23 protein-coding genes are annotated in these 22,872 nt (G+C 58.5%); 6 read left to right on the top strand and 17 right to left on the bottom strand.

What is annotated here, in order from left to right; genetic code table 11:
• Positions 1-379: 379 nt before the first annotated feature.
• The 5 genes from rlmB to ACS1BR_RS05255 form a co-directional block, all read right to left on the bottom strand.
• Positions 380-1,378: a 23S rRNA (guanosine(2251)-2'-O)-methyltransferase RlmB gene (gene rlmB / locus ACS1BR_RS05275; RefSeq protein WP_463560754.1), complete on the bottom strand. Its 999-nt coding sequence runs from the start codon at positions 1,376-1,378 to the stop codon at positions 380-382.
• 108 nt (positions 1,379-1,486) lie between these two features.
• Positions 1,487-2,905, bottom strand: a complete 1,419-nt coding sequence (gene cysS, locus ACS1BR_RS05270; protein ID WP_463560753.1) for a cysteine--tRNA ligase — start codon at positions 2,903-2,905, stop codon at positions 1,487-1,489.
• 78 nt (positions 2,906-2,983) lie between these two features.
• On the bottom strand, positions 2,984-3,463 hold the full coding sequence (gene ispF, locus ACS1BR_RS05265) for a 2-C-methyl-D-erythritol 2,4-cyclodiphosphate synthase (RefSeq protein WP_463560765.1): 480 nt from the start codon (positions 3,461-3,463) through the stop codon (positions 2,984-2,986).
• The gene (gene ispD, locus ACS1BR_RS05260; protein ID WP_463560751.1) at positions 3,463-4,242 is read right to left on the bottom strand and encodes a 2-C-methyl-D-erythritol 4-phosphate cytidylyltransferase; all 780 of its coding nucleotides are present in this window, start codon (positions 4,240-4,242) and stop codon (positions 3,463-3,465) included. Before ispD ends, ispF begins: the two co-directional genes overlap by 1 nt.
• A 29-nt stretch (positions 4,243-4,271) precedes the next feature.
• Complete coding sequence (locus ACS1BR_RS05255; RefSeq protein WP_463560749.1) at positions 4,272-4,757, bottom strand: CarD family transcriptional regulator; 486 nt, start codon at positions 4,755-4,757, stop codon at positions 4,272-4,274.
• A gap of 237 nt (positions 4,758-4,994) precedes the next feature.
• Between ACS1BR_RS05255 and ACS1BR_RS05250 the strand changes: the two genes are divergently transcribed.
• Positions 4,995-5,561 carry a hypothetical protein gene (locus ACS1BR_RS05250; RefSeq protein ID WP_463560748.1) on the top strand — a complete coding sequence of 189 codons (567 nt, stop codon included), beginning with the start codon at positions 4,995-4,997 and terminating at the stop codon, positions 5,559-5,561.
• Between the two features lie 7 nt (positions 5,562-5,568).
• Here the strand turns inward: ACS1BR_RS05250 and ACS1BR_RS05245 are convergent, their stop codons facing one another.
• Positions 5,569-6,252 (bottom strand): winged helix-turn-helix domain-containing protein, encoded by a 684-nt coding sequence (locus ACS1BR_RS05245; RefSeq protein ID WP_463560746.1) that lies wholly within the window; start codon positions 6,250-6,252, stop codon positions 5,569-5,571.
• Positions 6,252-7,502: a sensor histidine kinase gene (locus ACS1BR_RS05240; RefSeq protein ID WP_463560744.1), complete on the bottom strand. Its 1,251-nt coding sequence runs from the start codon at positions 7,500-7,502 to the stop codon at positions 6,252-6,254. Before ACS1BR_RS05240 ends, ACS1BR_RS05245 begins: the two co-directional genes overlap by 1 nt.
• Before the next feature lie 174 nt (positions 7,503-7,676).
• Here ACS1BR_RS05240 and phoU point away from each other — a divergent pair, with 174 nt between their 5' ends.
• Positions 7,677-8,318 carry a phosphate signaling complex protein PhoU gene (phoU, locus tag ACS1BR_RS05235; protein ID WP_463560743.1) on the top strand — a complete coding sequence of 214 codons (642 nt, stop codon included), beginning with the start codon at positions 7,677-7,679 and terminating at the stop codon, positions 8,316-8,318.
• A 94-nt stretch (positions 8,319-8,412) separates the two neighbouring features.
• Here phoU and ACS1BR_RS05230 read toward each other — a convergent pair whose 3' ends face one another.
• Both ACS1BR_RS05230 and ACS1BR_RS05225 read right to left on the bottom strand, forming a co-directional pair.
• Positions 8,413-9,153 carry a phosphoglyceromutase gene (locus ACS1BR_RS05230; protein ID WP_463560741.1) on the bottom strand — a complete coding sequence of 247 codons (741 nt, stop codon included), beginning with the start codon at positions 9,151-9,153 and terminating at the stop codon, positions 8,413-8,415.
• A gap of 194 nt (positions 9,154-9,347) precedes the next feature.
• Positions 9,348-9,647, bottom strand: coding sequence for a DUF2516 family protein (locus tag ACS1BR_RS05225; protein WP_463560740.1), 300 nt, complete (start codon positions 9,645-9,647; stop codon positions 9,348-9,350).
• Positions 9,648-9,751: 104 nt separating this feature from the next.
• Between ACS1BR_RS05225 and tmk the strand changes: the two genes are divergently transcribed.
• Positions 9,752-10,429 carry a dTMP kinase gene (tmk, locus tag ACS1BR_RS05220; RefSeq protein WP_463560738.1) on the top strand — a complete coding sequence of 226 codons (678 nt, stop codon included), beginning with the start codon at positions 9,752-9,754 and terminating at the stop codon, positions 10,427-10,429.
• On the top strand, positions 10,426-11,565 hold the full coding sequence (locus ACS1BR_RS05215) for a DNA polymerase III subunit delta' (protein ID WP_463560736.1): 1,140 nt from the start codon (positions 10,426-10,428) through the stop codon (positions 11,563-11,565). The genes tmk and ACS1BR_RS05215 overlap by 4 nt, the downstream gene beginning before the upstream one ends.
• Here ACS1BR_RS05215 and nrdG read toward each other — a convergent pair.
• From nrdG to manA, 5 genes are all read right to left on the bottom strand, one after another.
• The gene (gene nrdG, locus ACS1BR_RS05210; protein ID WP_463560734.1) at positions 11,554-12,147 is read right to left on the bottom strand and encodes an anaerobic ribonucleoside-triphosphate reductase activating protein; all 594 of its coding nucleotides are present in this window, start codon (positions 12,145-12,147) and stop codon (positions 11,554-11,556) included. The two genes, ACS1BR_RS05215 and nrdG, sit on opposite strands and share 12 nt — an antisense overlap.
• Positions 12,140-14,023, bottom strand: a complete 1,884-nt coding sequence (gene nrdD, locus ACS1BR_RS05205; protein ID WP_463560732.1) for an anaerobic ribonucleoside-triphosphate reductase — start codon at positions 14,021-14,023, stop codon at positions 12,140-12,142. The genes nrdG and nrdD overlap by 8 nt, the downstream gene beginning before the upstream one ends.
• A gap of 235 nt (positions 14,024-14,258) precedes the next feature.
• Complete coding sequence (locus tag ACS1BR_RS05200) at positions 14,259-15,623, bottom strand: DUF711 family protein (protein ID WP_463560731.1); 1,365 nt, start codon at positions 15,621-15,623, stop codon at positions 14,259-14,261.
• 10 nt (positions 15,624-15,633) lie between these two features.
• Positions 15,634-15,903, bottom strand: coding sequence for an ACT domain-containing protein (locus tag ACS1BR_RS05195; protein WP_463560729.1), 270 nt, complete (start codon positions 15,901-15,903; stop codon positions 15,634-15,636).
• A gap of 58 nt (positions 15,904-15,961) precedes the next feature.
• Positions 15,962-17,143 carry a mannose-6-phosphate isomerase, class I gene (gene manA / locus ACS1BR_RS05190; RefSeq protein ID WP_463560727.1) on the bottom strand — a complete coding sequence of 394 codons (1,182 nt, stop codon included), beginning with the start codon at positions 17,141-17,143 and terminating at the stop codon, positions 15,962-15,964.
• Between the two features lie 124 nt (positions 17,144-17,267).
• Here manA and ACS1BR_RS05185 point away from each other — a divergent pair, with 124 nt between their 5' ends.
• Entirely contained in the window at positions 17,268-18,665 is a 1,398-nt protein-coding gene (locus ACS1BR_RS05185; protein ID WP_463560726.1) for a phosphomannomutase/phosphoglucomutase, read from the top strand.
• A 118-nt stretch (positions 18,666-18,783) separates the two neighbouring features.
• On the opposite strand, the gene ACS1BR_RS05180 is transcribed toward ACS1BR_RS05185, so the two are convergent.
• Together ACS1BR_RS05180 and ACS1BR_RS05175 are read right to left on the bottom strand one after the other, a co-directional pair.
• Entirely contained in the window at positions 18,784-19,968 is a 1,185-nt protein-coding gene (locus ACS1BR_RS05180; protein ID WP_463560725.1) for a globin domain-containing protein, read from the bottom strand.
• Between the two features lie 109 nt (positions 19,969-20,077).
• Positions 20,078-20,548: an RrF2 family transcriptional regulator gene (locus tag ACS1BR_RS05175; protein ID WP_463560724.1), complete on the bottom strand. Its 471-nt coding sequence runs from the start codon at positions 20,546-20,548 to the stop codon at positions 20,078-20,080.
• Between the two features lie 347 nt (positions 20,549-20,895).
• Here ACS1BR_RS05175 and ACS1BR_RS05170 point away from each other — a divergent pair, with 347 nt between their 5' ends.
• Positions 20,896-21,264: a hypothetical protein gene (locus ACS1BR_RS05170; RefSeq protein ID WP_463560722.1), complete on the top strand. Its 369-nt coding sequence runs from the start codon at positions 20,896-20,898 to the stop codon at positions 21,262-21,264.
• Positions 21,265-21,364: 100 nt separating this feature from the next.
• Here the strand turns inward: ACS1BR_RS05170 and ACS1BR_RS05165 are convergent, their stop codons facing one another.
• Positions 21,365-22,828, bottom strand: coding sequence for a sugar ABC transporter ATP-binding protein (locus tag ACS1BR_RS05165; RefSeq protein WP_463560721.1), 1,464 nt, complete (start codon positions 22,826-22,828; stop codon positions 21,365-21,367).
• Positions 22,829-22,872 lie beyond the last annotated feature (44 nt).

Genomic DNA, 22,872 nt, shown 5'->3' with positions numbered 1-22,872 from the left:
CGCAAGAAACCACCAGCCTGCGCATATTCCATCAAACAAAGCACACTATTGAGTTCTCAAACAACAGACCCCACCTCTCACCACAATAAAATAAGAGTGAAAGAAAAAGGCCGTCTCAATATCGCGACCACCAAAATCCGCATACTCCAGATAACCCATCTCTCAATAGGTCACATCGGAAGGCACCAGACCTTGAGCACCGGCCGCGACGACTCATATAACTATACGCACCCTCCCACACCCATGCAACTCGCAAAAGCGTGTTCTGAGTGACTTACACTTTTGTCATTCCAGAGTTTGCGCTAGTCAGAGGCATATTTTGCGGTCAAAATTTTTTGGAAAAACTTTTTAAGCACCCCCGAACACAGCAGGACGCCGCCTAGTCGACCAGGCCAGCACCCCCTGCCCGCCGGCGCGACACCTCGTAGAGAGCAATACCCACGGCCGTCGCAGCATTAAGCGACTCCATAGCAGAATCAATCGGAATCGAAACAATCTGATCGCAGTTTTCAGCCACCAACCGTGAGAGCCCCTTACCCTCCGAACCCACAACTAGCAGCAGCGGTTCCGTAGCCAGGGCAAGCTGCGGCAGAGCAACATCTCCTCCACCATCCAACCCCACCACAAAAAAACCGGAACTCTTAGCCCGCTGAATCACCCTGGTGAGATTGGTGGCCATAGCCACCGGAACACGCGCTGCGGCACCGGCCGAGGTCTTCCAGGCCGAAGCGGTAACAGCAGCCGAACGCCGCTCAGGAATAATCACACCGTCACCGCTAAAAGCAGAAACACTGCGGATAATTGCACCCAGATTACGGGGGTCGGTAATACCGTCAAGCACAACAAAGAGCGGCGGACTAGTAACCTTCCCCTCCCCGTTTCTCCTACCCACCGACACGATAAGATCGTCGGCATCGAGGTAGGTGTAGCGCGGAATCTGCAAAGCAAGACCCTGATGCACCGCGCCCTCGGTGAGCCGATCAAGCTCACCACGAGAAATCTCAAGCATGGGAAGCTCAAACTTCTGGGCGAGAACCATAATCTCCCGTACCCGCTCATCGGCCTCAATACGGCTCATCACATAAAGATGCTTGGCCGGAATATCGGTCTTCAGCGCCTCCAAGATCGCATTGCGTCCGGTCACCAGCTCCTCACTTGTACGCTTACCGCCCAGGCGCGGCTGATAGCTGCGGGGATGCCTGCCCGCCTGCCTCCGCTCCGCGGCGCGCTTCATCTTATAGGCCTTATGATAAGGACGGTCCTCAGCCTTAGGAGTTGGCCCCTTACCCTCAAGGGCCCTACGACCCTTACCCCCAGAACCTTTCGTGGGGCCCTTCTTAGTCTTAACAGCACCGGGACGGCGCCCTGCCTTTGCCATGCACTTACCTCTTCTCCTTGTCAGCGGATCACAGTCCACCCAAAAATTTGAACCCTAGACAGCCTAGCTCACTCACAGAACGGGCCCCAACCATCTCACCCGATAACTCTAATCCAGAGACCACGACGAACCGGCAACACCGTCTTTGATGCTAATACCCGCCGCCGCAAGGGAGTCACGAATTTGATCGGCTACAGCCCAGTCTTTCTGTTCACGCGCCCGAGCCCGCTGCTCCAGCATAGACTGCACAAGCGAGTCAAGGGCAGCCCGCTCGCCTTCGGCCCTGCCCCCGCTAGCCAGATCCATCAGCTGCACAAGACCCAGAACATCCGCCATAGCGTACACAGACTGTGCGAACTCCGCAGCATTTTTACTTCCAGCCTGCGCCGCATTACCCGCACGAGTGTGCTCGTGAAGCACAGCCAGGGCACGGGGAATATTGAGGTCATCGTCCATAGCATCGGCAAATTCTGCCGGCACCAGGGTCTTCCCATCGATGACCTCAAGGTTGTCGCGCAAAAAAGTCTCCACCCTTTCAACGGCCACCCGCGCCTCCTCCAAAGAGGTGGGACGGTAGTCCAGTACCGACCTGTAGTGAGCCTGCCCCAGATAATAACGAACCACCAGAGGCCGCGCCTGCTCCAACATCTGGGCGGGTGAGACCGTGTTACCAAGAGACTTAGACATCTTCTCACCCCCGTAGGTCACCAGTCCGTTATGGAGCCAAAAACGAGCAAACCCGTACCCCGCCGCCGCCGACTGTGCCAGCTCATTTTCGTGGTGGGGGAACCGAAGATCAAGGCCCCCACCATGAATATCGAAGCTCTCCCCCAGATACTTGCCCGCCATCGCCGAGCACTCAAGATGCCACCCCGGACGCCCCGAACCCCAGGGAGATGGCCAGGCCGCTGTGGCCGGCTCCCCCTCTTTACTGCCCTTCCACAGGGCAAAATCACGGGGATCCCGCTTACCGCGAGGATCAGCGTCCTCAGCATCTTTCATGTCATCGACACTCTGATGGGTTAAAGCACCGTAGTCCGCCCAAGACCGCACATCAAAGTAAACATCACCCGAACCATCAAGCGCCGGGTAGGCGTGGCCACGGTCAATCAGCCGCTGAATCAGCGCCTGCATCTCGGGAATATGACCGGTTGCACGCGGCTCATAGGTGGGTGGAGCAATACCCAGGGCCTCGTACGCCCCGTTAAAAACCTTCTCAAAACGGTAGGCGAGAGCCCACCACGGCTCCCGCGGATATTCACCCTCAAAGCTCGGCTCAAATGACCGGGCCGAATTGGTAAGAATCTTGTCGTCAATATCGGTGACGTTGCGAACCGTGGTTACCCTGAAACCCCGGTAGCTCAACCAGCGCGACAGCTGGTCAAACACCAGCGCTGAGCGCACATGCCCAATATGAGGGGCACCCTGCACGGTGGCACCGCAATAGTAGAGGCGGGCTTCGCCCTCATACACGGGCACAAAGTCTCGAACGGAAGAGGTAGCTGTATCGTAAAAACGCAAAGTCACGTCTTCCAGTCTAGGGGCAAGCCAAGCCCCCTGGGCGGTTTACAGCCCCGAATCACGCTTCTTTCTCTTCACAGCCGGTCAGCTCTCCCGCGCATACACCAGTGCTGTGGCAACGGCGGTAACGCCCTCACCGCGACCGGTCAGCCCCAGCCCATCGGTGGTGGTAGCGGTGACGGTCACCGCCGCACCCGCGGCCCGGCTCAAAACCCGGTTCGCCTCCTGCCGCCGCGGCGCGAACCTGGGCCTATTCCCTATCAACTGCACCGCAATATTTCCAACCTCAAACCCGGAAGACCGCACAATAGCCGCCGCCTCAGACAGAATCCGCAGACCGGATGCACCCGCCATGTCAGGTCTGTCCACACCAAAATGAGAGCCCAAATCGCCGGTACCGGCAGCAGAAAAGAGGGCATCGGCGGCCGCATGCGCCACCACGTCGCCGTCAGAGTGCCCGCTCAGCCCCCGCTGCCCCGGCCACAGCAGACCGGCCAGCCACAGCTCAGTTCCCTCCTCACCGTACGCATGAACATCAACACCGATACCGGTACGAGGAACCATCACAACCTATCCTTCCCACACAGAGCTTCTGCCACCATCACATCCACCGGGGTGGTGATTTTAAAGGAATCAGCGGAACCGGCAACAACCTTCACCGGAATACCCATAGTCTCAGCAAGCATGGCATCATCGGTGATGCTCTCAGCCAATCCCCTCTCGGCGGCCCGCCCGTAGGCATCAAGCAGGGTTGCCAAATCAAAGCCCTGCGGAGTCTGCACCGCCCGCAACCGCGAACGAGCCGGGGTTGCGCTCACATAGTCGCTCCCATCAACGGTCTTGATCGTATCAACCACAGAAACCGCGGGAATCACCGCCCGCTCTCCCCTCCCCAGAGCCGCAAGCACGCTCTCAAAAACCTCACCGGGGGTAAAGCAGCGGGCACAATCGTGCACCAGCACAGCCGTGGGTTCCTCCCCGGAATCCCCCGGCCCATCACCGCGGTGAGGTGCCCGCGGGATCGCCGCAAGAGCTGCCGCCACCGAATCGGCACGGGTAGCCCCGCCAGTCACCGCCAGAGCACCAAACTCGCCGGCGATAGCGCTCAAGAGACTATCACCGGCAGGCACCGTCACGACAATACGACTGGCCCGCACCGCAGCATCGGCACCCTCCAAGGCCCAGCGCAGAATCTCCTTACCCGCCACCGGCACCTCGGCTTTAGGTCTACCGTAGCCCAGCCGGGAACCAGAACCGGCGGCAACAAGAATAAGGGCGAACGATGGGTGCGCCCCGGCACCGGCATCGTTCGCCCCCGTCAACACAGTGTTAGTCTCAATCACGACTACTGAGCCTACCCAATTTCTCGGTGCTAAACCTCTTCAAGAATTTTATCGAGCTCTTTTTCTGCCGCCTCTTCATCAATCTCTTTGGCAAGAGCAACCTCCGAGGAAAGAATCTGCCGGGCCTTAGCCAGCATACGCTTCTCACCGGCAGAGAGCCCGCGGTCATTTTCGCGCCGCCACAGATCACGCACCACCTCGGCAACTTTGAGCACATCGCCGGAAGCAAGTTTTTCAACGTTAGCCTTATAACGACGGGACCAGTTCGATGCTTCTTCTATATCGGTTGCCTGCAGAACATCGATCACCTCTTGGAGCCCACGCTCGTCGACCACATCGCGCATACCCACCATATCAACGTTCTCCGCGGGCACCTCAATCACAAGATCCCCCTGAGCAACCTTGAGTTTCAGGTACATCTTTTCTTCGCCACGAATCTTGCGCATCTTAATTTCTTCGATCGTTGCGGCACCGTGGTGAGGATATACGACGGTTTCGCCAACCTCAAAAAGCATATGGATAAACCCCTTTCAGCCTATTTATTCTACCATGCGTCAGGGACGGGGCCCTGTGTGAAGCCGCAAGCGTAAAGGCCCGCGCACCAGAAACCTTCCCGCCGATACAGACGTTCCGTCGATAAACCGTTAGACTGTAGAAATAATGACTCTCAATGTTTGATTCGTTCGTTTATGCACACACACGCAATAATCTGCCAACGCATCAAGCCTTCGTGACCAGCAAGGAGTTCAGCCGTGAAGTTTGCCGCTTCTACCCCCCTCAAACGTGCGGTTGCCGCCGGAGCTATCGGTGCAGCCCTACTATCCGTCACCGCCTGCGGCCCGGTGGCCATCGGCCAGCAGCCCACCACCATCGTCTACGCCGCCTCCGACGGGGCAAGCACCAACATCGGCGACGTAAAACTGCGCAACATCATGGTGATCGCATCATCGGCAGACTCCGATGGCCGCCTGCTCGGCACGGTGCTCAACAGCGGTAGCACCGACGCGACGGTAACCTTCGACCTCCCCGGCGGCACCCGTACCGTTACCGTGGCAAGCGGTGAGGAAATCCGTTTTGAGGAAGAGGCGAACTCCACGATCATTTCACCGGCCGGTGCTGCCCCCGGTGAGATGCTTCTGGACACCCGGATCAGCACCAACGGCGACTCTGTCTCCGTCAATATCCCGGTACTCGACGGCACCCTCGACGAATATGCTCCCTATCTGCCCTCTGCCTCCGAGACAGCTGAGAGCACCCCCAGCTACCTGGAAACCCCCGAATTTGAGCCAGCCTCACCGGCAGCCACAGCGGGCCGCTAAACCGGCACTAGGACTCAAACTTATAGCCTAACCCGCGCACGGTCACCACATAGCGGGGGCTGGACGAATCGGGCTCAATCTTAGACCTCAACCTTTTAACGTGCACGTCAAGAGTTTTTGTGTCCCCAACATAGTCAGACCCCCACACGCGATCAATCAGCTGGGCGCGGGTGAGCACCCGCCCCGCATTGCGGAGCAGTATCTCGAGTAGCTCAAACTCTTTGAGCGGCATGGCAACAGGATTACCGTTGACCGTCACCACGTGGCGGTCAATATCCATACGTACCGGCCCACCCTCCACCGTGTTAGCGGCGGGGCCCTCGACCTCCTCGGCACGGCGGCGCAGCACCGCCCTAATCCGGGCAATCAGCTCCCGCGACGAATAGGGCTTTGTCACGTAGTCATCGGCCCCCAGCTCCAGCCCCAGCACCTTGTCAATCTCAGAGTCCTTGGCCGTCAACATAATGATGGGCACCGACGAGTTCGCCCTCAACTGCCGGCACACCTGCATGCCGTCTTTACCGGGCAGCATGAGATCGAGAAGCACGAGATCAGCACCGTTGCGTTCAAATTCAACCAGCGAGTCGTCGCCGTTATCGCACACCTGCACCTCGAAGCCCTCCCGCCCCAGCAAGAATGCCAGGGGCTCGCTCAGGGATTCTTCGTCTTCCACCACCAAAATCCTGGTCACTACTCCGAGCCTTTCCTCGTGGGGGCCGCATCCGCAGAATCGGTATTAGGGGGTGTACTACCACCGGTACCGGAAACGTCAACAGCATCAGATGCCAGCAAATCCAGCTCCGTCGCCTCATCAACACTGGGCAGGGTCACGGTAAAGGTGGACCCTTCGCCCACCACAGACCACAGTGAAATCTCACCGTTATGCTGACCCACCACATGTTTGACGATGGACAGCCCAAGACCCGTCCCCCCGGTCTGCCGAGACCTGGCGGGATCAACCCGGTAGAACCGCTCAAAAATACGGTCCTGCTCATCTTCAGGGATACCCGGCCCCCGGTCTTTTACCGAGATTTTCACATTACCACCCTTCTCGCCGATACCGATACCCACCGTGGTGTCTTCGGGTGAATAGCGAATCGCGTTTTCGATAAGGTTTCGGATCGCCGTACCTAAAAGCTCGGGGTCCCCGTGTACCGGCCGGGTCGCACTCCCGCCCAGAAGCAGACTAATACTCTTGCCCTCGGCCATCGTGCGGTTGCGCTCCACTTCCGCCGCAACCAGCTCGTTCACATCAACCAGCTTCGCCTGGCTGACCACATCGGCCGACTGCAAACGAGAAAGCTCAATCACATCCTGAATTAAAGACCCTAGTCTCTTGGCCTCCTGCTGTAACCGCCTGGAGAAATAGTCAACAGACACCGGGTCCTCCGCCGAGCTCTCAATGGCTTCAGCGAGTAAACCGATAGCACCCACCGGGGTCTTCAGCTCGTGCGAAACGTTGGCCACAAAATCGGTGCGTACCGCCTGTACCCTGGAGAACTCGGTGCGGTCATCGGCAAGCACCACAATATACTCATCCCCCACCGGAGCCACCCGCACATCGAGCACCAGATTGTTCTTTACCACCGTGCCGCGCCCCACCTGAATCTCACGCTCGACAATCACCCCGTGACTGCGAGCACGATGGACCATAGACACCAGCTCATCATCGATAACAGTGTGCCCCCGCACCAGCCCCAGGGCATACGCGCCGGGCGATGCCTGAACCACCCCGTCCACCGCATCAACCACCAGATAGGCACGGCCAATAACGGCCAGCACTTCAGCGGCACCGTCGCCCACCCCTGACTCCTCAACATCAGCCCAGCGGGCACGCTCACGCTCAGACCTGCCAACCGCCCACATGCTCACCACGCCGACACAGAGCCCAACAAGAATCGAAATTAAGACCAGGAGGATAGGATCCACGACTAACAGCATATCCATAAATTGTGCCCAACACCCTCGCGGGTAAACACATTGATCCGCCGATTCAGCTAACGTTTACCCTCAGGAGAATACTCGTTCATCTTCACTTGGCAAGCTAGCTCTAGGTGTCTGCGCTGCGGCCGGCGCCTTATCAACTGTCGACTACGAGGGAGAAAGGACGCGCACGTGCGCAAAGTCTTTCAATCAGAACTACAGCAGGTTGGCGAAGAACTCGTGCACATTGCCACCCTGGTAAAAGAGGCACTGGCTCGCGCCTCCAACTCTTTTCTCCACGCCGATGTGCAGGACGCCGAGGAGGTCATCTCCAACGACCAGCGCATCGATGCTCTCCAAAACCAGCTCGACGAACGCTGCATCGACATTCTGGCGCTCCAGGGGCCGGTGGCCTCAGATTTACGCGCCATCGTCTCGGCACTGCGCATGAGCTCATCGTTAGAACGCATGGGAGACCTTGCCCGGCATATCGCCCAGATCGCTCGCATGCGCTTCCCCGAGCACGCTGTACCGCCCCAGGTGACCGCCATCTTTGAAGAAATGGTGGACCTGGACACCCAGATCATCGACTCCCTCATTCAGCTCCTCAGCACCCGGGAACTCGAACACACCGAAAAAATCTACGCCGCCAAAACCCGCATCAACCAGCTCCACCGCGATGTCTTTACGGTCCTCAACGACAAGAACTGGCCCCACAGCGCACAGATCACCGTTGACGTGACCCTGGCAAGCCGTTTTTTTGAACGGTTCGGCGACCACGGGGTTTCGGTAGCCCGCAAGGTCACCTACCTGGTGACCGGTGAATGGACCTAGACAGCACCCGCACAGTATGACCGGCGGTAGCGCACCATAAAAAATTCTCCGACCCCGGTGGGGATCGGAGAATTTTTTTGCATTCCTCACAAGACTATTTTTTGCCCTGGTTAGCAACAGCCTGAATATTGGCCGCAGCTGCCTCGGGGTCGAGGTACTCGCCGGCTTTGACGGGCTTGAAATTATCATCAAGCTCGTAGTAGAGCGGGATACCGGTAGGAATATTCAGCTGGGCAATATCGCTGTCCGAGATGCCGTCAAGCTCCTTCACCAGTGCACGCAGCGAGTTACCGTGAGCCGCAACCAGCACCGTTTTACCGGCGGCCAAATCGGGCTTAATCTCGGACTCCCAGTAGGGCAGCATCCGCTCAAGAACATCCTTGAGGCACTCGGTGCGGGGGGCGTTCTCGACGTCAGCGTACCTGGGGTCCCTCGACTGTGAAAATTCGTCGTCCTCATCGATTTCCGGCGGCGGGACATCGTAGGAGCGCCGCCAGGTGGTGAACTGCTCTTCACCGTATTTTTCAAGGGTTTCAGCCTTGTTCTTGCCCTGTAGGGCGCCGTAGTGCCGCTCGTTGAGCCGCCAGTTACGTTTGACGGGGATCCAGAGGCGGTCTGCGGCATCGAGGGCGTAGTTGGACGTGTTGATGGCCCGACGCAGTAGAGAGGTGTGTACCACATCGGGGAGGATGTTGCGTTCCTTCAAGAGCGCGCCACCGCGCTTTGCTTCCTCAACACCCTGCTCGGTGAGGGGCACATCGACCCAGCCGGTGAAAAGGTTCTTCTTGTTCCAGTCAGACTGACCGTGACGAAGTAATACTAGTTTATATGTCATAGCTCCCATTATCCCACCAAAAATCACACGTGCAAAGATATTCCCACCCCGTGGAGCAAGCAGAAAAATCACAGTCTTGAAGTCAGCTACTCCCTAAGAGTCAATCTGCGAGCACAGGCTCTCTGCACACCATGCGCACCACCTCCGCTTCAAGAATCTAACTGTGCGTTTAGTTGCGTTTACATCTCGCATCACTAGCGACGCACGGTCACGGCCGGGCGCACATCGGCAAGAAACACACCCACGACAATCGCAATAATCAGCTGAATCAAAAGGTTACCGGCACCGCCGGACAAACCCAGCAGCGAAAACACGGTGCACCCACCAGTGACCGCCACCCAGAAAGTTTTGGTGCGCTTAAAAGCGCTCCGGTAAGCGTAGTCACTTGCCCCCAGCGCAACAACCAGCGCCCACACCGACAGGGCAAAAAGAACCAGGGCAAAAATTCCCTGCACCGCAAAAACAACAACATTCAGAAGTTCTATGGGAGTCATAGTCTCAACCCTACCCGCACCTGCCCACCCGTGCGAGCGGCAGACCAACACCGGTCAGGGGGTCTTGGCCACACCTCACAGCCGCCGCTTGATAGTCTAATGGGGTGAATGACTCGCTAAAATACACCGTTTCCAGGCCCACCCACGCCACCTTCACCGGCTCCTTTATTGCTTTTGAGGGGGCAGACGGCGCGGGAAAATCGACCCAGGTACAGCTTCTGGAGACGGCCCTCACCGCGCATGGTTACGAGGTGCTTACCACCCGCGAACCCGGCGGAACAGAGCTGGGAGAAATACTGCGTTCGCTGGTGCTGTCCACCGATCACGCTGATCTTGACCCCCGCACCGAGGCACTGATACTCGCCGCCGGGCGGGCCGCCCACGTGAAACAAAAAATTCTCCCTGCTCTGCAAGCGGGCAAGATTGTACTCTGCGACCGTTACATTGACTCCTCCGCCGCCTACCAGGGCGCCGGCCGGGGCCTCGGCATCGCCAACGTCACCGCCCTCAACCTCTGGGCAACCCACAATCTACTCCCCGACCTCACCGTGCTCCTGGATATCCCGCTCAACACGGGGCGCCACCGCCGGGGAACCCGCGGCACGGTAGACCGTCTAGAAGCGGAGCCGGACTCCTTTCACACCAAGGTTCACCGCGCCTACGGAGAAATAGCCGCACACCAGTCTCACCGCTACGCCCTGATCGATGGCACCGGCACCGTCGATCAGGTCCACCGCGGGATACTCGATGCGGTAGAAAACATACTGGAGAAACAGGCATGAGCGTGTGGGACACCCTGATAGGCCAGCCCCGCGCGGTTGAGCAACTACGCCGTGCCGCCGCAGCCGGCACCCCCAGCCACGCCTGGCTCTTTACCGGCCCGCCCGGCTCGGGGAGGTCTACCGCCGCGCTCGCTTTCGCGGCCGCGCTCCTCTGCCAGCAAGAAAACCCCCTCAACCGCGGTTGCGGCACCTGCCATTCCTGCCAGACCGTGCTCAGGGGCTCCCACGCCGACCTCACCCACTTTGCCACCGAGAACCTCAGCATCAAGATTGACGAAGCCCGCGACCTGGTAGTGAAAGCACAGGACCGCCCCTCGGTGGGCCGCTGGAGGGTCATGATTATCGAGGACGCAGACCGTATGCCCGAGCGCACCTCCAACGTCCTGCTCAAAGCCATCGAAGAACCTCCGCCTCACACGATCTGGCTACTCTGTGCGCCCTCCCCAGTTGATGTGCTGGTCACCATCCGGTCCCGCTGCCGGCCCCTACTGCTGAGCGTACCGGCCCCGGCAGAGGTTGCCCGGCTCCTCAGCCAGCAGGAGGGTATACCGGATGACCTAGCTCTGCACTGCGCCACCCTGGCCCAGGGGCACGTGGGCGTTGCCCGCCGTCTAGCGCTCTCCGAGCAGGCACGCACCCGCAGGGAAGCCGTGGTTCGTATGCCGCTGAGTATCGACTCTATCCCCCGGGCCATGTCGGCTGCCCAGCAGCTGGTCGACATCGCCAACGAAGAAGCAGAAGCTGATGCCCGGGAACGCAACGAACACGAACGCACCGAACTGATGTCCGTGCTCGGTATCGACGAAAACCAGAGGATCACCCCCTCCATGAGGGCACAGCTGAGGCAGCTTGAGGAAGACCAGAAACGCCGTGCCCGGCGCATCAAAACCGATACGCTGGACCGTTTTCTGATTGATATTCAAACGGTTTTTCGCGACCTGCTCACGATACAGCTAAATACCGGTTCCGCCCTGGTGAACGCGCACCTGGCTGAAGAACTGCACGCACAGGCAACACAAACCCGCCCCGAGCAGACCCTCAAACGACTGGATACGGTGGCTCTCACCCGGCAGCGAATCTCAACTAATGCCGGTGCTCTGCTGGCCTTTGAGGCGATGATGGCCTCATTCGTCTAGCGTGAGCACCACCGGTTCCCCGGTGCGCAGCGACCGCGCAACATCAATAATGCGCTGGTTACTGGATCCGCGGAAGGCGAGCTGAGAGTCAGAGCGCGACCGGATAAAGGGGCCATCGACCACGACATGGCACAGGCGTAAAAGCTCCAGCTGGTCCGTGTTGCCGCGCGCAATCGAGGCAAAAAGCTGCTCCCAGGTGTAGCCGCTCCAAGCCCAGATAGTCTTCTGCGGCAGCTCAGACCGCACCCTGCGGGCCAGGGGTAGGCAAATACCCGTGTTCAAGAACGGTTCCCCGCCCAGGAGAGTGAGGCCGGCAATATAGCTTTTACCCAGATCGGCCACAATACGGTCTTCAAGCTCGCGCGTATACTGCTGCCCGTAGCGGAATGACTGGGCCGCCTCGTTGTAGCAACCCGCGCAGCGAAAGGGGCACCCCGACACATACAGTGAGCAGCGTACCCCGGGCCCGTCAACGAACACGTCGGGCTTATAGTCGGCCACAAAGTTACGGCTCAGTCGGGCCGTATTCCAGGACCCGCTGGCCGGTGGGAGCTGCTGCGGGCCGTCGTGCGTCCTAGTCATCGAGGTGTTTGACGCGGGCAGCAATCTCTTCGTGCCGACCGTGCACCATCGGCCTCTTGACAGGATTACCCAGGTAGCCGCAGGTACGCTTCACCACATCGCAGGTCTCGGGGTTGGTGTTGCCGCAGTCAGGGCAGGCAAAGCCGTCTGCCGTGGGGTCAAATTCCCCCTCAAAATTGCATTCATAGCAGCGGTCAATCGGCGTGTTGGTGCCCAGATACCCCACCCTGTCGTAGGCGTAGTCCCAGACAGCCTCAAGCGCTGCCGGATTGTGGGTGAGTTTGGGGTACTCGCAGTAGTGAATAAAGCCGCCGGCAGCATACACCGGGTAGTCTTTTTCAAAGTCGAGCTTCTCAAAAGGTGTTACCTTTTTACGCACGTCATAGTGGTAGGAGTTGGTGTAATAGTCCTTATCTGTGACGTTTTCTACCGCACCAAATTTTTCTTTATCGAGGCGGCAAAAACGATCCGTTAGGGACTCGGAAGGTGTGGAGTACACCGAGAACCAGAAACCGGTCTCCTCATACCAGGCTCGGCAATTATCTTTGAGCCGAGCAACAATATCAAGGGTAAACTGCTTTGCCTCGGGGTTGGTCTCCCAGGCACCACCATAAAAGAGAGCGGCCACCTCGTAGAGCCCTATATACCCCAAAGACACGGTGGCCCGCCCGTTTTCAAAGAAACGGTCAACCGACTCACCGCGCTCTGCCCTCAACCCGAAAGCACCGTGTTCGTAGAGTATGGGGGCATTTTCGGGCAGAGCCTGGCGGCAGCGGTCCACCCGGTAAAAGAGTGCCCGGCGGGCGAGCTCAATACGGCGGTCGAGCAGCTCCCAGAAACGAGACAGCCCGGTCTCACGGTCCACCCCGGTGAGGGCCGGGGAAGTCTGGAGCGCTAACCGCGGCAGATTAATGGTCACCACGCCCAGGTTCATGCGCCCGGAGGAAACCTCCCGGCCCTGCTCATCCGTCCACCCCTGCAAGAAAGAACGGCAGCCCATAGGTGCCTTATAGGACCCGGTGAGCTCCACGATTTTCTCATAGTTGAGAACGTCTGGATACATGCGTTTGGTCGAGCAGCGCAGGGCAAGCTGTTTAATATCGTAGTTGGGGTCTTCTGCCCGCAGGTTGGTTCCGCGTTTAAGGCCGAACACCAGTTTGGGGAAGATGGCGGTGTGCCCGTCCTTGCCGATGCCCGCCAGCCGCACTTTCAAGATGGCCTTCTGGATCTCGCGTTCCCAGCGGCCGGTTCCCAGACCAAAGCCCAGGGTGACGAAAGGGGTCTGGCCGTTCGACGAGTAGAGGGTGTTCACCTCGTATTCCAGAGACTGCATGGCATCGTAGATGTCTTTGGTGGTTTTTTCTAGCGCGTATTCGTCGCGACGGTCTTCGGGTACCCACCGGCGGGCATCCTTCATATGCTTGGCAAAATTGAGTTCGGCGTAGGGGGCGAGGATCTCGTCGGTGCGGTCAACCGAGCAGCCGCCGTACTGGGAGCTGGCTACGTTTGCGATGATCTGGGCGATCTGCGCGGTGGCTGTCTGAATGGATTTGGGAGATTCCACCCTGGCGTTGCCGATAGTGAACCCGTTTTTGAGCATGCCGTCGATATCGATAAGGCAGCAGTTGGTCATGGGCGCATAGGGCGAGTAGTCGAGGTCATGAAAGTGAATATCACCGCTGATATGCGCCCGGGCCACGTCGCGAGGCAGCAGGTGTTGCAGGGCAAAATCTTTGGACACCGCCCCGGCGGTGAGGTCGCGCTGGGTGTTAAACACGGTGGCGTCTTTATTGGCGTTTTCGTGCAGGACCGCCGAGTCGCCACGCTGCAAATCGGCGAGGGCGGACGAAACCTTCTTCTCTTCAGACAACAACATCTTGTGGCTACTTTCTCTTGGGAACACTATATATAGTAATCCCGAGGGGGAGGTGCCTATGGCGACAGGATGTCTATCCACCGCTTGAACCCTGAGGTTACGCGGACCCCGCAGGCCCGGCCCACGCCGGTCTGGCGCGGAAAATTAGATTCGCCGTCAACCAAAAAAGCCCAAAAAATTCTTTGCGCAGACCGGCACACCGTGTCGCCCCACAAACATCCCGCAGGCTCTAGCTCTAGTTACGAAAGCCGTGCACCGGCGAGGGAATCCTCCCACCGCGAGCAGTGAAAAGTTCGGCAGAGGCACCGTGGACCGGCATCACCGGAGCCCTCCCCAGAAGCCCACCAAACTCAACCATCTCGCCCACCTCCAGTCCGACAGCGGGAATTACCCGCACCGCGGTGGTTTTATGGTTCATGACCCCGATCGCCGCCTCATCGGCGATCATGGCGGCAATAGTCGTCGCCGGGGTATCACCGGGAATAGCCACCATATCGAGACCAACCGAGCATATCGCCGTCATCGCCTCAAGCTTATCCAGGCTGATCTTACCGGCCGCGGCGGCCTCAATCATACCGATGTCTTCCGAGACCGGAATAAAAGACCCCGACAACCCTCCCACCTGCGAGCAAGCCATCAGCCCGCCCTTCTTCACCGCATCGTTGACCAGGGCCAGGGCCGCAACCGTGCCGTGGCCGCCCACGGTCTCAAGGCCCATCTCCTCAAGCACGCGCGCCACAGAATCGCCGATCTCGGCAGTCGGAGCCAGAGACAGGTCAATAATTCCAAAATCAACACCCAACCGCTCGGCCGCAAGGGTCCCCACCAGCTGGCCCACCCGCGTGATCTTAAAAGCCGCTTTCTTGATAGCCTCCGCGCACGAATCAAAGGATTCCCCGCGCACTCGCTCCAGCGCCCGCTTAACCACGCCCGGGCCCGAAACACCCACCGACACCACGGTCTCTGCCTCCTGCACCCCGTGAAAAGCCCCCGCCATAAAGGGGTTATCGGAGACAGCATTGGCAAAAATCACCAGTTTGGCACAGCCAAACCCGTGGGCAGAAGCCGACCCCTCGGCGGTCTCCCGAACAATCTCCCCCATCCGCCGCACAGCGGACATGTTAATACCGGCCCGCGAAGAACCAATATTTACCGAAGCACACACCACGTCGGTCTCGTTCAAAGCCCGCGGAATAGAGCTCATCAGGGTGCGGTCGGCCCCGGTACTTCCCTTGTCCACCAGGGCGGAAAAACCCCCGATAAAATCAACCCCCACCGCCTTGGCCGCAGCATCAAGGGTGCGGGCAAATTCCACGTAGTCAGTATCTGCTGAGGCACCGGCAACCAGAGACAGAGGAGTCACCGATATGCGCTTGTTAATAATGGGAATACCCAGCTCAGCCTCAATTCCCTGGGCAACCTCAACCAGCCGGGCCGCACGGCCGGTGATCTTCCGGTAGATTTTCTGCCGCGCCACCTCCCCGTTCGAGTCAGCACAGTCCAGCAGCGATATGCCCATGGTGACGGTGCGAATATCGAGCCTGTCCTCCTCGATCATCTGGATGGTTTCGAGAATATTTGCGTCGCGATCAAATACCACGGTGTGCTCCTTAGAGGGTGTGCATGGCGTCGAAGATAGCCTCCGACTGAATACGGATCTTCAGCGCCTGCTCCTGCTCAACGACCTTCATAGCCTGCTGGATATCCTGGATAGTCTGCGCGGAATCGTCAAAACTACCCTGCAAAATCATGGTGAAATAACCGTCCATGAGGGTCTGGGAAATATTGGTGATGTTAACCCGGTGTGCCGCCAGCTGTGTCGACACCGCCGCAACAATGCCCTCGTGGTCGAGACCGGTCACGGTCAGAATAATGTTCATGGTGTTCTTTGTCTTTCTATCGTTGTTGTGACGTTGTCGCCCCGGGCCCGGGTGGGTTTCACGTGTAGGCGGCGATATAGGCCTCGCCGGTGCCGGTCACGGTAGCCGCAACGGGCTCCCCGACATGAAGCAGTGACTCGGTAGGTGCCAGGCTAAAACGCTCGGCACCGGCACAGAAGGTCATGCTACCGGCAACACTCAGGACCGCCGCTGTCCCCTCCAGGGTGATCCGGCAGCTTTCACCGGTCAGTCGCAAACGGGTAACGGTCAGCCGCTCATCCCAGGTGGTAAAAACACCCGTAGGTCCCCCGTCGGGGTTAGCCCGCTGAATGCGCGGGGGCGACTGGTTTGTACTCAAGACCCGCACCAGCTCCTCAGGGTCCACGTGTTTGGGGGTCAGCCCGGCCCTCAGCACGTTATCTGAGGGGTTCATAATCTCCACGGCGGTACCCGACAGGTAGGCGTGCACCTGCCCGGCGGGGGTAAAAACAGAGTCGCCGGGGGCAAGGGAGAGCAGGTTCATGATCACGGCCACCAGCAGACCACGGTCACCGGGGTGTTTCCCGTCGATGACGACAATCATGTCGGCAACCCCGGCTGAAACAGAACCTTTCTCAAGGGTGGGGCGGGCGACTGCTGCCCGCCCCACGGTCATGCGGACCGCCTCCGCCGCAGCGGTATCCGGCATACGGATGATCGCGGTCAAAAGCTCTCTTGCCCCCCTCCCCGGCAGAAGCTTCCGCAGCCAGGGCAAATCAAGTGCGGCTGCCAGTTCTGCCAGCTGATCGGGAGGGCGCACACCCGTCAAAATCTGCATGGGTTCCAGCGCTATCACGGTCTCCGGCTTGGAGTAGGGGTCCCGGTAGGTGCGGGCGGGGTCATCGGGTGAAATTCCCGCCGCCTCCTCCGCTGCAAAACCGGCAGCCGCCGACCGACTGTCGGGGTGCACCTGGATAGACAGGGGTGCGTCAATGGCCAAAATTTTGAGAAGAAAAGGAAACCAGTCGGTTGATCTGCGCGCGGGGAGCACCCGCTGAGGGTCGGTGGTAACCATATCGGCCAGTGACACCGTGGATGAACCCAGTTCCACCGTAGATGGGGCAGCCGGGTGCGCCCCCACCCACAGCTCTGCCTCGGGCTGGACTGTGGGAAACTCATGACCGCGCATCCTTGCCAAAACCGTGCGCGAACCCCAGGCATAGTTTTGTATCTGGTTGTTCAGTCGAAAAATTTCACCCATACCTTTATCCAACCACATTGCAGATTTTTTTGACCGACCATCCCAAACCGAGAATCCAGTGTTTAACACCATAAACACCCGCGGATAAAGATAAATGAAACACGGCAGGATAGACTATGTTTTCGTGAACACTATAGATTTGACCGCATCTTTTAAAGCCTACGATGTTCGTGGCATCGTGGGTGAGACCATCACAGAAGAAACCGTGCGCGCCACCGCTGCCGCCTTTGTAGACGTCCTAGGGCTTGCCGGCGAGAAGGTCCTCGTCGGTTCCGATATGCGCCCCTCGGGCCCCGCTTTCATTCAGGCATTCACCGAGGGCGCTACTGCCCGCGGGGCGGATGTGCTCACGATCGGGCTGGTCTCCACCGACGAGCTCTATTTCGCCTGCGGTGTAGAAAACGCGGCGGGCGCCACCTTCACCGCCTCGCACAACCCGGCAGAATACAACGGCATGAAGCTGTCTCAAGCCGGTGCCGTACCGATTTCATCGGAGACCGGACTGTACCGGGTGCGCGACCTCGCGCAGAAATACCTTGCCGAGGGTATCCCGCAGGCAGAAAAAACCGGCACCGTGGCACGCAGGGATTTCCTCAAAGACTACAGCGAATACCTACGCAATCTTGTAGACCTCTCAACCATCCGCCCCCTCAAAGTGGTGGTTGACGCCGGCAACGGTATGGGCGGTATGACCACCCCGGCCGTGCTGGGGGATTCGATTCTTCCCGGTCTGCCCCTTGAAATCATTCCGCTCTATTTTGAGCTCGATGGAACCTTCCCCAACCACCCCGCTAACCCGCTAGAACCCGCCAACCTGGTTGATCTACAAAAAGCGGTAGTTGAGCACGGGGCAGATCTGGGTCTGGCATTCGACGGTGACGCCGACCGCTGCTTTGTGGTCGATGAGCTGGGACAGCCGGTCTCTCCCTCCGCTATTACCGCAATTGTTGCCAAGCGCGAGATTGCCCGGGCACGGGCAGAGGGAAACGACGAACCTACCATTATTTACAACCTGATTACCTCCAAGGCTGTACCCGAGCTCGTGGAAAAACTGGGTGGCCGGGCGGTCAAAACCCGTGTCGGGCATTCCTTTATTAAAGCTGTCATGGCGGCCGAGGGCGGCGTGTTCGGCGGTGAGCACTCGGCCCACTACTATTTCAAAGACTTCTTTAACGCCGACACCGGTATGCTTGCAGCCATGCACGTGCTGGCTGTACTGGGGTCGTCCTCAAAACCGCTCTCCGAGATCAGCGCACACTACTCCCCCTACTTCTCCCCCGGTGAGATTAACTCCGAGGTGAAAGACAAAGATGCCGCTATCGCCCGCGTGCGGGAGGAACTCGGCGACAGCGTGGAGGTCTCAGAGATGGACGGCACCACCTTTGAGAACAGGGAGGAGGGGTGGTGGGCCAACCTGCGCCCCTCCAACACCGAGCCTTTCCTACGGCTCAATCTTGAAGCCTCCGATGCGCAGACCATGGAACGGGTGCGTGACCGTATCCTGTCCATCGTGCGCGGATAGCACCCGATAGAAGACCCAGATGAAGAAAGAGTGAGCCCCGCGGCAACCAACTGGCTGCCGCGGGGCTCACCGCGGTTTGTGTTTGTGATACTCCGATCGTGCTACCGTATGTGAGGTTTTAGGCGACCCGGGCCGTATCGCGCAGCATCCACTGGTCGGGGCCAAAAATTTCATACCGGATATGAGCGCCGGGAACACCGGCCTCAACCAGCTGTGACCGCACATTTTTCATAAACCCTAGCGGACCGCACAGATAGACGGCGGCCTGGGAGGGAACCTCAAGCCGGGAAACCTCAACGTGTCCCTCAAAATCTCCCGAACCGTCTTCAAGGAAAGATACCAGCCGAGCATTGGAGAGTTTGCCGACCAGTTCGCTCATCTCTGTACGTAGCGGCCAACTGTTGGTGCTACGGTCGGCGTGCACCACCACCACCTGGCGGTCGGAGTTTCCGGCCACTAGCTCACTGAGGAACGCAATCATGGGGGTCACCCCGATACCCGCGGAAAAAAGGTAGAGGGGGCCGCTGCCGTCATCGCCAAAGCCACCGAGGGTTATGTCGCCGTAGGGGTTGGAGATTTCTACGATATCCCCGGGCACAAGGGCGTGGTGACGCTTGGTCATTTCACCGTCGGGGTCGAGTTTGATAGCTATCCGACGCTGGTTTTTCTCCGCGGGAAGGAGGGTGTACTGGCGGGGCTGCCGCAGACCGTCTTCCGCCTCGGTGATCAGCGTGATGTACTGGCCCGCCTGCGCCTCGGTCATCGGGGTATTATCGGCCGGCTCAAAGGTGAGGACAACAACCCTGTCCCCGGTTTCGCTGCGATCTACCAGCGTGAAGGGAGCGTGCATGGTGGTGTTTGCCTGCCGGCTGTAGAGCCCTTTTTCCAGGGTAATCAGGGCATTGGCCATGAGCCAGTAGACCTCTGTCCATGCTTCAGCGACCTCGGGGGTGCAGACATCGCCAAGATCAGCGGCAATAGCCTCAAAGAGGTACGTGTAAACGGTCGGGTATTCGTCTTCCCGCAACCCTAGGGAGGCGTGTTTGTGAGCGACCCTGGCCAGAACCTCATCGGGGTATTTATCGGGGTTGTTAAAGATGTAGTCGGCAAAAATCACGATGGAGTTGGCCAGCGCCTGGGGCTGGGTTCCCTCCAGCTGTGAGGAGCGGGAGAACATGCCGTCGAGAAGGTCGGGCCGGGCCTCAAACATGCGCCGGTAGAAATCGGGGGTGATGTGGGGCATGCGTTCGGCGACGGTGCCGAGGGTGGCTTCGATAACGGGGCGGGATTTCTCAGAAAGCATGGACTGCTTCTCCTTAGTGACAGTCTGTTATTAAACCACCCACAAATATAGCATATATTATGCGAATTATATTTGCCCGGTATCGCCCGCTCAACCGCGCAGATCCCGGCTAGGCAGAAGCAAGTTTCTTTGTTTGAGCCAGCGGCCCCAGACCCAGCTCAACAAAAACCGGCCCCATCTGCTTCTCCGTAGGCAACTGGGAAACCACCACCGGATCCAGTTCTTTTAAGAAAGCTTCCCGTGCCCTGCTCAAAGAGAAACGTAAACGGCAGGCGTAGTCAAGGGGGCAGTTACCCTCGTGACTCTCGCACTCGATCATGGGAACATCGCCCTCGGTAATACGGAGGATCTGCCCCACGGTCACCCGGTGGCCCTCACCGGATAGCGCCACCCCGCCGGATCGTCCGCGCGTTGCTTCCACCCACCCCCGGTGAGATAAAAAAGCAACGGACTTTGCCACATGGTTATAGGGGGTTCCAATAGCTTGAGCGATAGCCTGTGTCGATAGTTTCTGCTCCTTGGATGCAGCAAGAAGCATCATGATGCGTAAAGAGACATCAGAGAAAGCTGTTAGCCTCATACCCTCCTCACCCCGATTTCCTGATCTATACATACCGTTAGCCCACACAGCGGTGGCACCTTTAAGTCTACGCGACGGGGTCAGGGCAAGAAACCTACACCCGTGTTTTACCGACCTGCCCCAACGCAACACCGCCCGCAGCACACCGAATACATCTCGGTACAGGCACCATGTGTTTTTAAAATAAACTTACTTGAGAGTAATATGGAGGTCGTCTAAAGGACTCCACCTACCCCGATCCTCACGCGCCTTGGGTGACGGAACAGCACGGATAGATGGCTGCTCCGCCGACAGGGTTTGCACATTTATTTATCACTCAACTAGTAAGAAAAGGACAGACACAGACTATGTCTACTCTTGACGCTTCCATCCAAGAGCTACTCACCATCGAGGGGGCCAACGGCGCCGCACTGGTCGATATCGCATCCGGCATGGCCCTGGCCTCGGGCGGTAACCCGGGGTTCGATCTCACCGTCGCCGCGGCAGGCAACTCCAATGTGGTGCGCGCCAAACTTAAAACCATGGCTGATCTAGGGGTCGACAGCACCATCGAAGATATCATGATCACGCTCACTGACCAGTACCACCTCATCAACGTGCTCAACACCTCCGACACCGCGGGGCTATTCGTGTACCTGGTTCTTGACCGCAACACCGCCAACCTCGCCCTGGCCCGCCACAAGCTCAACGTTATCGCCTCCCGTATCTCGATCTAAATTTTTATTACCGCAACATACGAAGGTGGCGGGTGAACCGATTCCGGTTCACCCGCCACCTTCGTAGAGGATAAGCGGAATAACCTCCGCTACCTACCGGCTATTCCCCAAAAGCCGCCTCCATCAGGGTGTCCTCGGTGGCTATCTTATTCTCCTGGATAGACACCAGCCTCCCCTCATGCATCACACCGATACGGTTACACAGCTCAATCAGCTCGCTCATGTCCGAGCCGATCATAATAATAGACATACCCCGGGCGGTAAGCTCCCGAAACATCTTATAGATCTCGCTCTTTGCGCTCATATCGATCCCGCGGGTGGGATGGTTGAAAATAAGGATCTCGCAGTCTGCGGCAATCCAGCGTGCGAGCGCAACCTTCTGCTGGTCCCCGCCGGAAAGCTTGCCCACCTCTGCCTGAATATTCGTGGTCTTAATATTCATCTTCTGGATCTGCCGGGCAACCTCTCGCAGGGCAGAAACCTCGTGCACAAAGCCGCCCTCCTGCTCGTCATCGGCCAGCAGTGTTTTGGCGATCGAACGCTCGCTGACCAGCCCCAGCTCGTCATCGTCGTCGGAGAGGTAACCTATGCCGTGCTTGACAGAATCCTCGGGCGAAGAAATGGTAACCTCCTCGCCCAGAATACGCAGAGACGCATACGATGCGTCGGTAACACCGACCAGGGCTGAGGCGACCTCGTTAATACCCGAGCGTCGAAGCCCGGTCAGACCAAACACCTCGCCCTGGCCCACCGAGAAAGAAACATCCTTCAAAAACCCGTCAGCGGTATTGAGCCCCTGAACCACCAGTTTGTCATCTTCAGACATGAAGTCCTCGGGCCGCGAACCCATAGGTATATCGCGGTGAAATATCTTGAAAGCTATTTCCTTCGCGCTCATATGGCCCGGAACAATCTCGTGGGAGATGAGGCCCTCATCGAGGATCACGGCACGGTCGGCCAGCGAGCGGATCTCATCGAGCCGGTGGGTAATATAAATAACCGTCCGCCCCTCGGATGCCAGGCGGCGGGTCATCTCGTGGAACTGAAAAATCTCGTAATCGTTGAAGGTTGCCGCGACCTCATCCATGAGCACCAGCTGGGTTTCCTCGGCTTCCAGCCGGATCACCTCGACCAGCGCCTGCTCGGCGCGCACCAGATCACCCATCTTGGCCTCCGCGTCGATGTCCAGCCCCGCCTCGTGTAGAAGCTCGGTAGCCCGGCTCATTTTGGCCTCTTCGTCACGGTGGTGCCTGCTCGATCGGAAGATTGCCTGGGCCACGGTCAGCTCGGGATCCACCTTAAATTTCTGCCGGATAGAGCCCACGCCGGCGGCAAGCGCCTCCTCGGGGTCGGCCGGCTTATAGGGTTCGCCGGCAAGAACCATCGTGCCGGAATCGGCGGTATCCCAGCCTCCGAGAATCGAAATGAAGGTGGATTTACCCGCCCCATTTTCGCCGAGCAACCCCAAAATTTCGCCCCGGTTTACCTCAAGGTCAACACCTTTAAGCGCGCGCAACTGCTCGTGGGACTTGGTCAGATTTTCAACATGAAGCAACTTCTCCACTATGATATTTCCCTTCAAATGCGAGTGTTCTTTGAGATAGCTCT

The sequence above is a fragment of the Rothia sp. 18CD1-1 genome (assembly GCF_055285355.1).
This window is presented reverse-complemented; position numbering and strand designations above follow the sequence as displayed.

What these genes read in the sequence shown, in the direction of transcription:
- nrdG (WP_463560734.1), bottom strand. Translation starts at nt 12,147, where the DNA reads ATGACTAGGACGCACGACGGCCCGCAGCAGCTCCCACCGGCCAGCGGG.
- nrdD (WP_463560732.1), bottom strand. Translation starts at nt 14,023, where the DNA reads ATGTTGTTGTCTGAAGAGAAGAAGGTTTCGTCCGCCCTCGCCGATTTG.
- ACS1BR_RS05180 (WP_463560725.1), bottom strand. Translation starts at nt 19,968, where the DNA reads ATGCTTTCTGAGAAATCCCGCCCCGTTATCGAAGCCACCCTCGGCACC.
- ACS1BR_RS05170 (WP_463560722.1), top strand. Translation starts at nt 20,896, where the DNA reads ATGTCTACTCTTGACGCTTCCATCCAAGAGCTACTCACCATCGAGGGG.
- ACS1BR_RS05230 (WP_463560741.1), bottom strand. Translation starts at nt 9,153, where the DNA reads ATGACATATAAACTAGTATTACTTCGTCACGGTCAGTCTGACTGGAAC.
- ACS1BR_RS05240 (WP_463560744.1), bottom strand. Translation starts at nt 7,502, where the DNA reads ATGCTGTTAGTCGTGGATCCTATCCTCCTGGTCTTAATTTCGATTCTT.
- ACS1BR_RS05195 (WP_463560729.1), bottom strand. Translation starts at nt 15,903, where the DNA reads ATGAACATTATTCTGACCGTGACCGGTCTCGACCACGAGGGCATTGTT.
- ACS1BR_RS05175 (WP_463560724.1), bottom strand. Translation starts at nt 20,548, where the DNA reads ATGAGGCTAACAGCTTTCTCTGATGTCTCTTTACGCATCATGATGCTT.
- ACS1BR_RS05225 (WP_463560740.1), bottom strand. Translation starts at nt 9,647, where the DNA reads ATGACTCCCATAGAACTTCTGAATGTTGTTGTTTTTGCGGTGCAGGGA.
- ispF (WP_463560765.1), bottom strand. Translation starts at nt 3,463, where the DNA reads ATGGTTCCTCGTACCGGTATCGGTGTTGATGTTCATGCGTACGGTGAG.
- manA (WP_463560727.1), bottom strand. Translation starts at nt 17,143, where the DNA reads ATGGGTGAAATTTTTCGACTGAACAACCAGATACAAAACTATGCCTGG.
- ACS1BR_RS05255 (WP_463560749.1), bottom strand. Translation starts at nt 4,757, where the DNA reads ATGCTTTTTGAGGTTGGCGAAACCGTCGTATATCCTCACCACGGTGCC.
- ACS1BR_RS05215 (WP_463560736.1), top strand. Translation starts at nt 10,426, where the DNA reads ATGAGCGTGTGGGACACCCTGATAGGCCAGCCCCGCGCGGTTGAGCAA.
- rlmB (WP_463560754.1), bottom strand. Translation starts at nt 1,378, where the DNA reads ATGGCAAAGGCAGGGCGCCGTCCCGGTGCTGTTAAGACTAAGAAGGGC.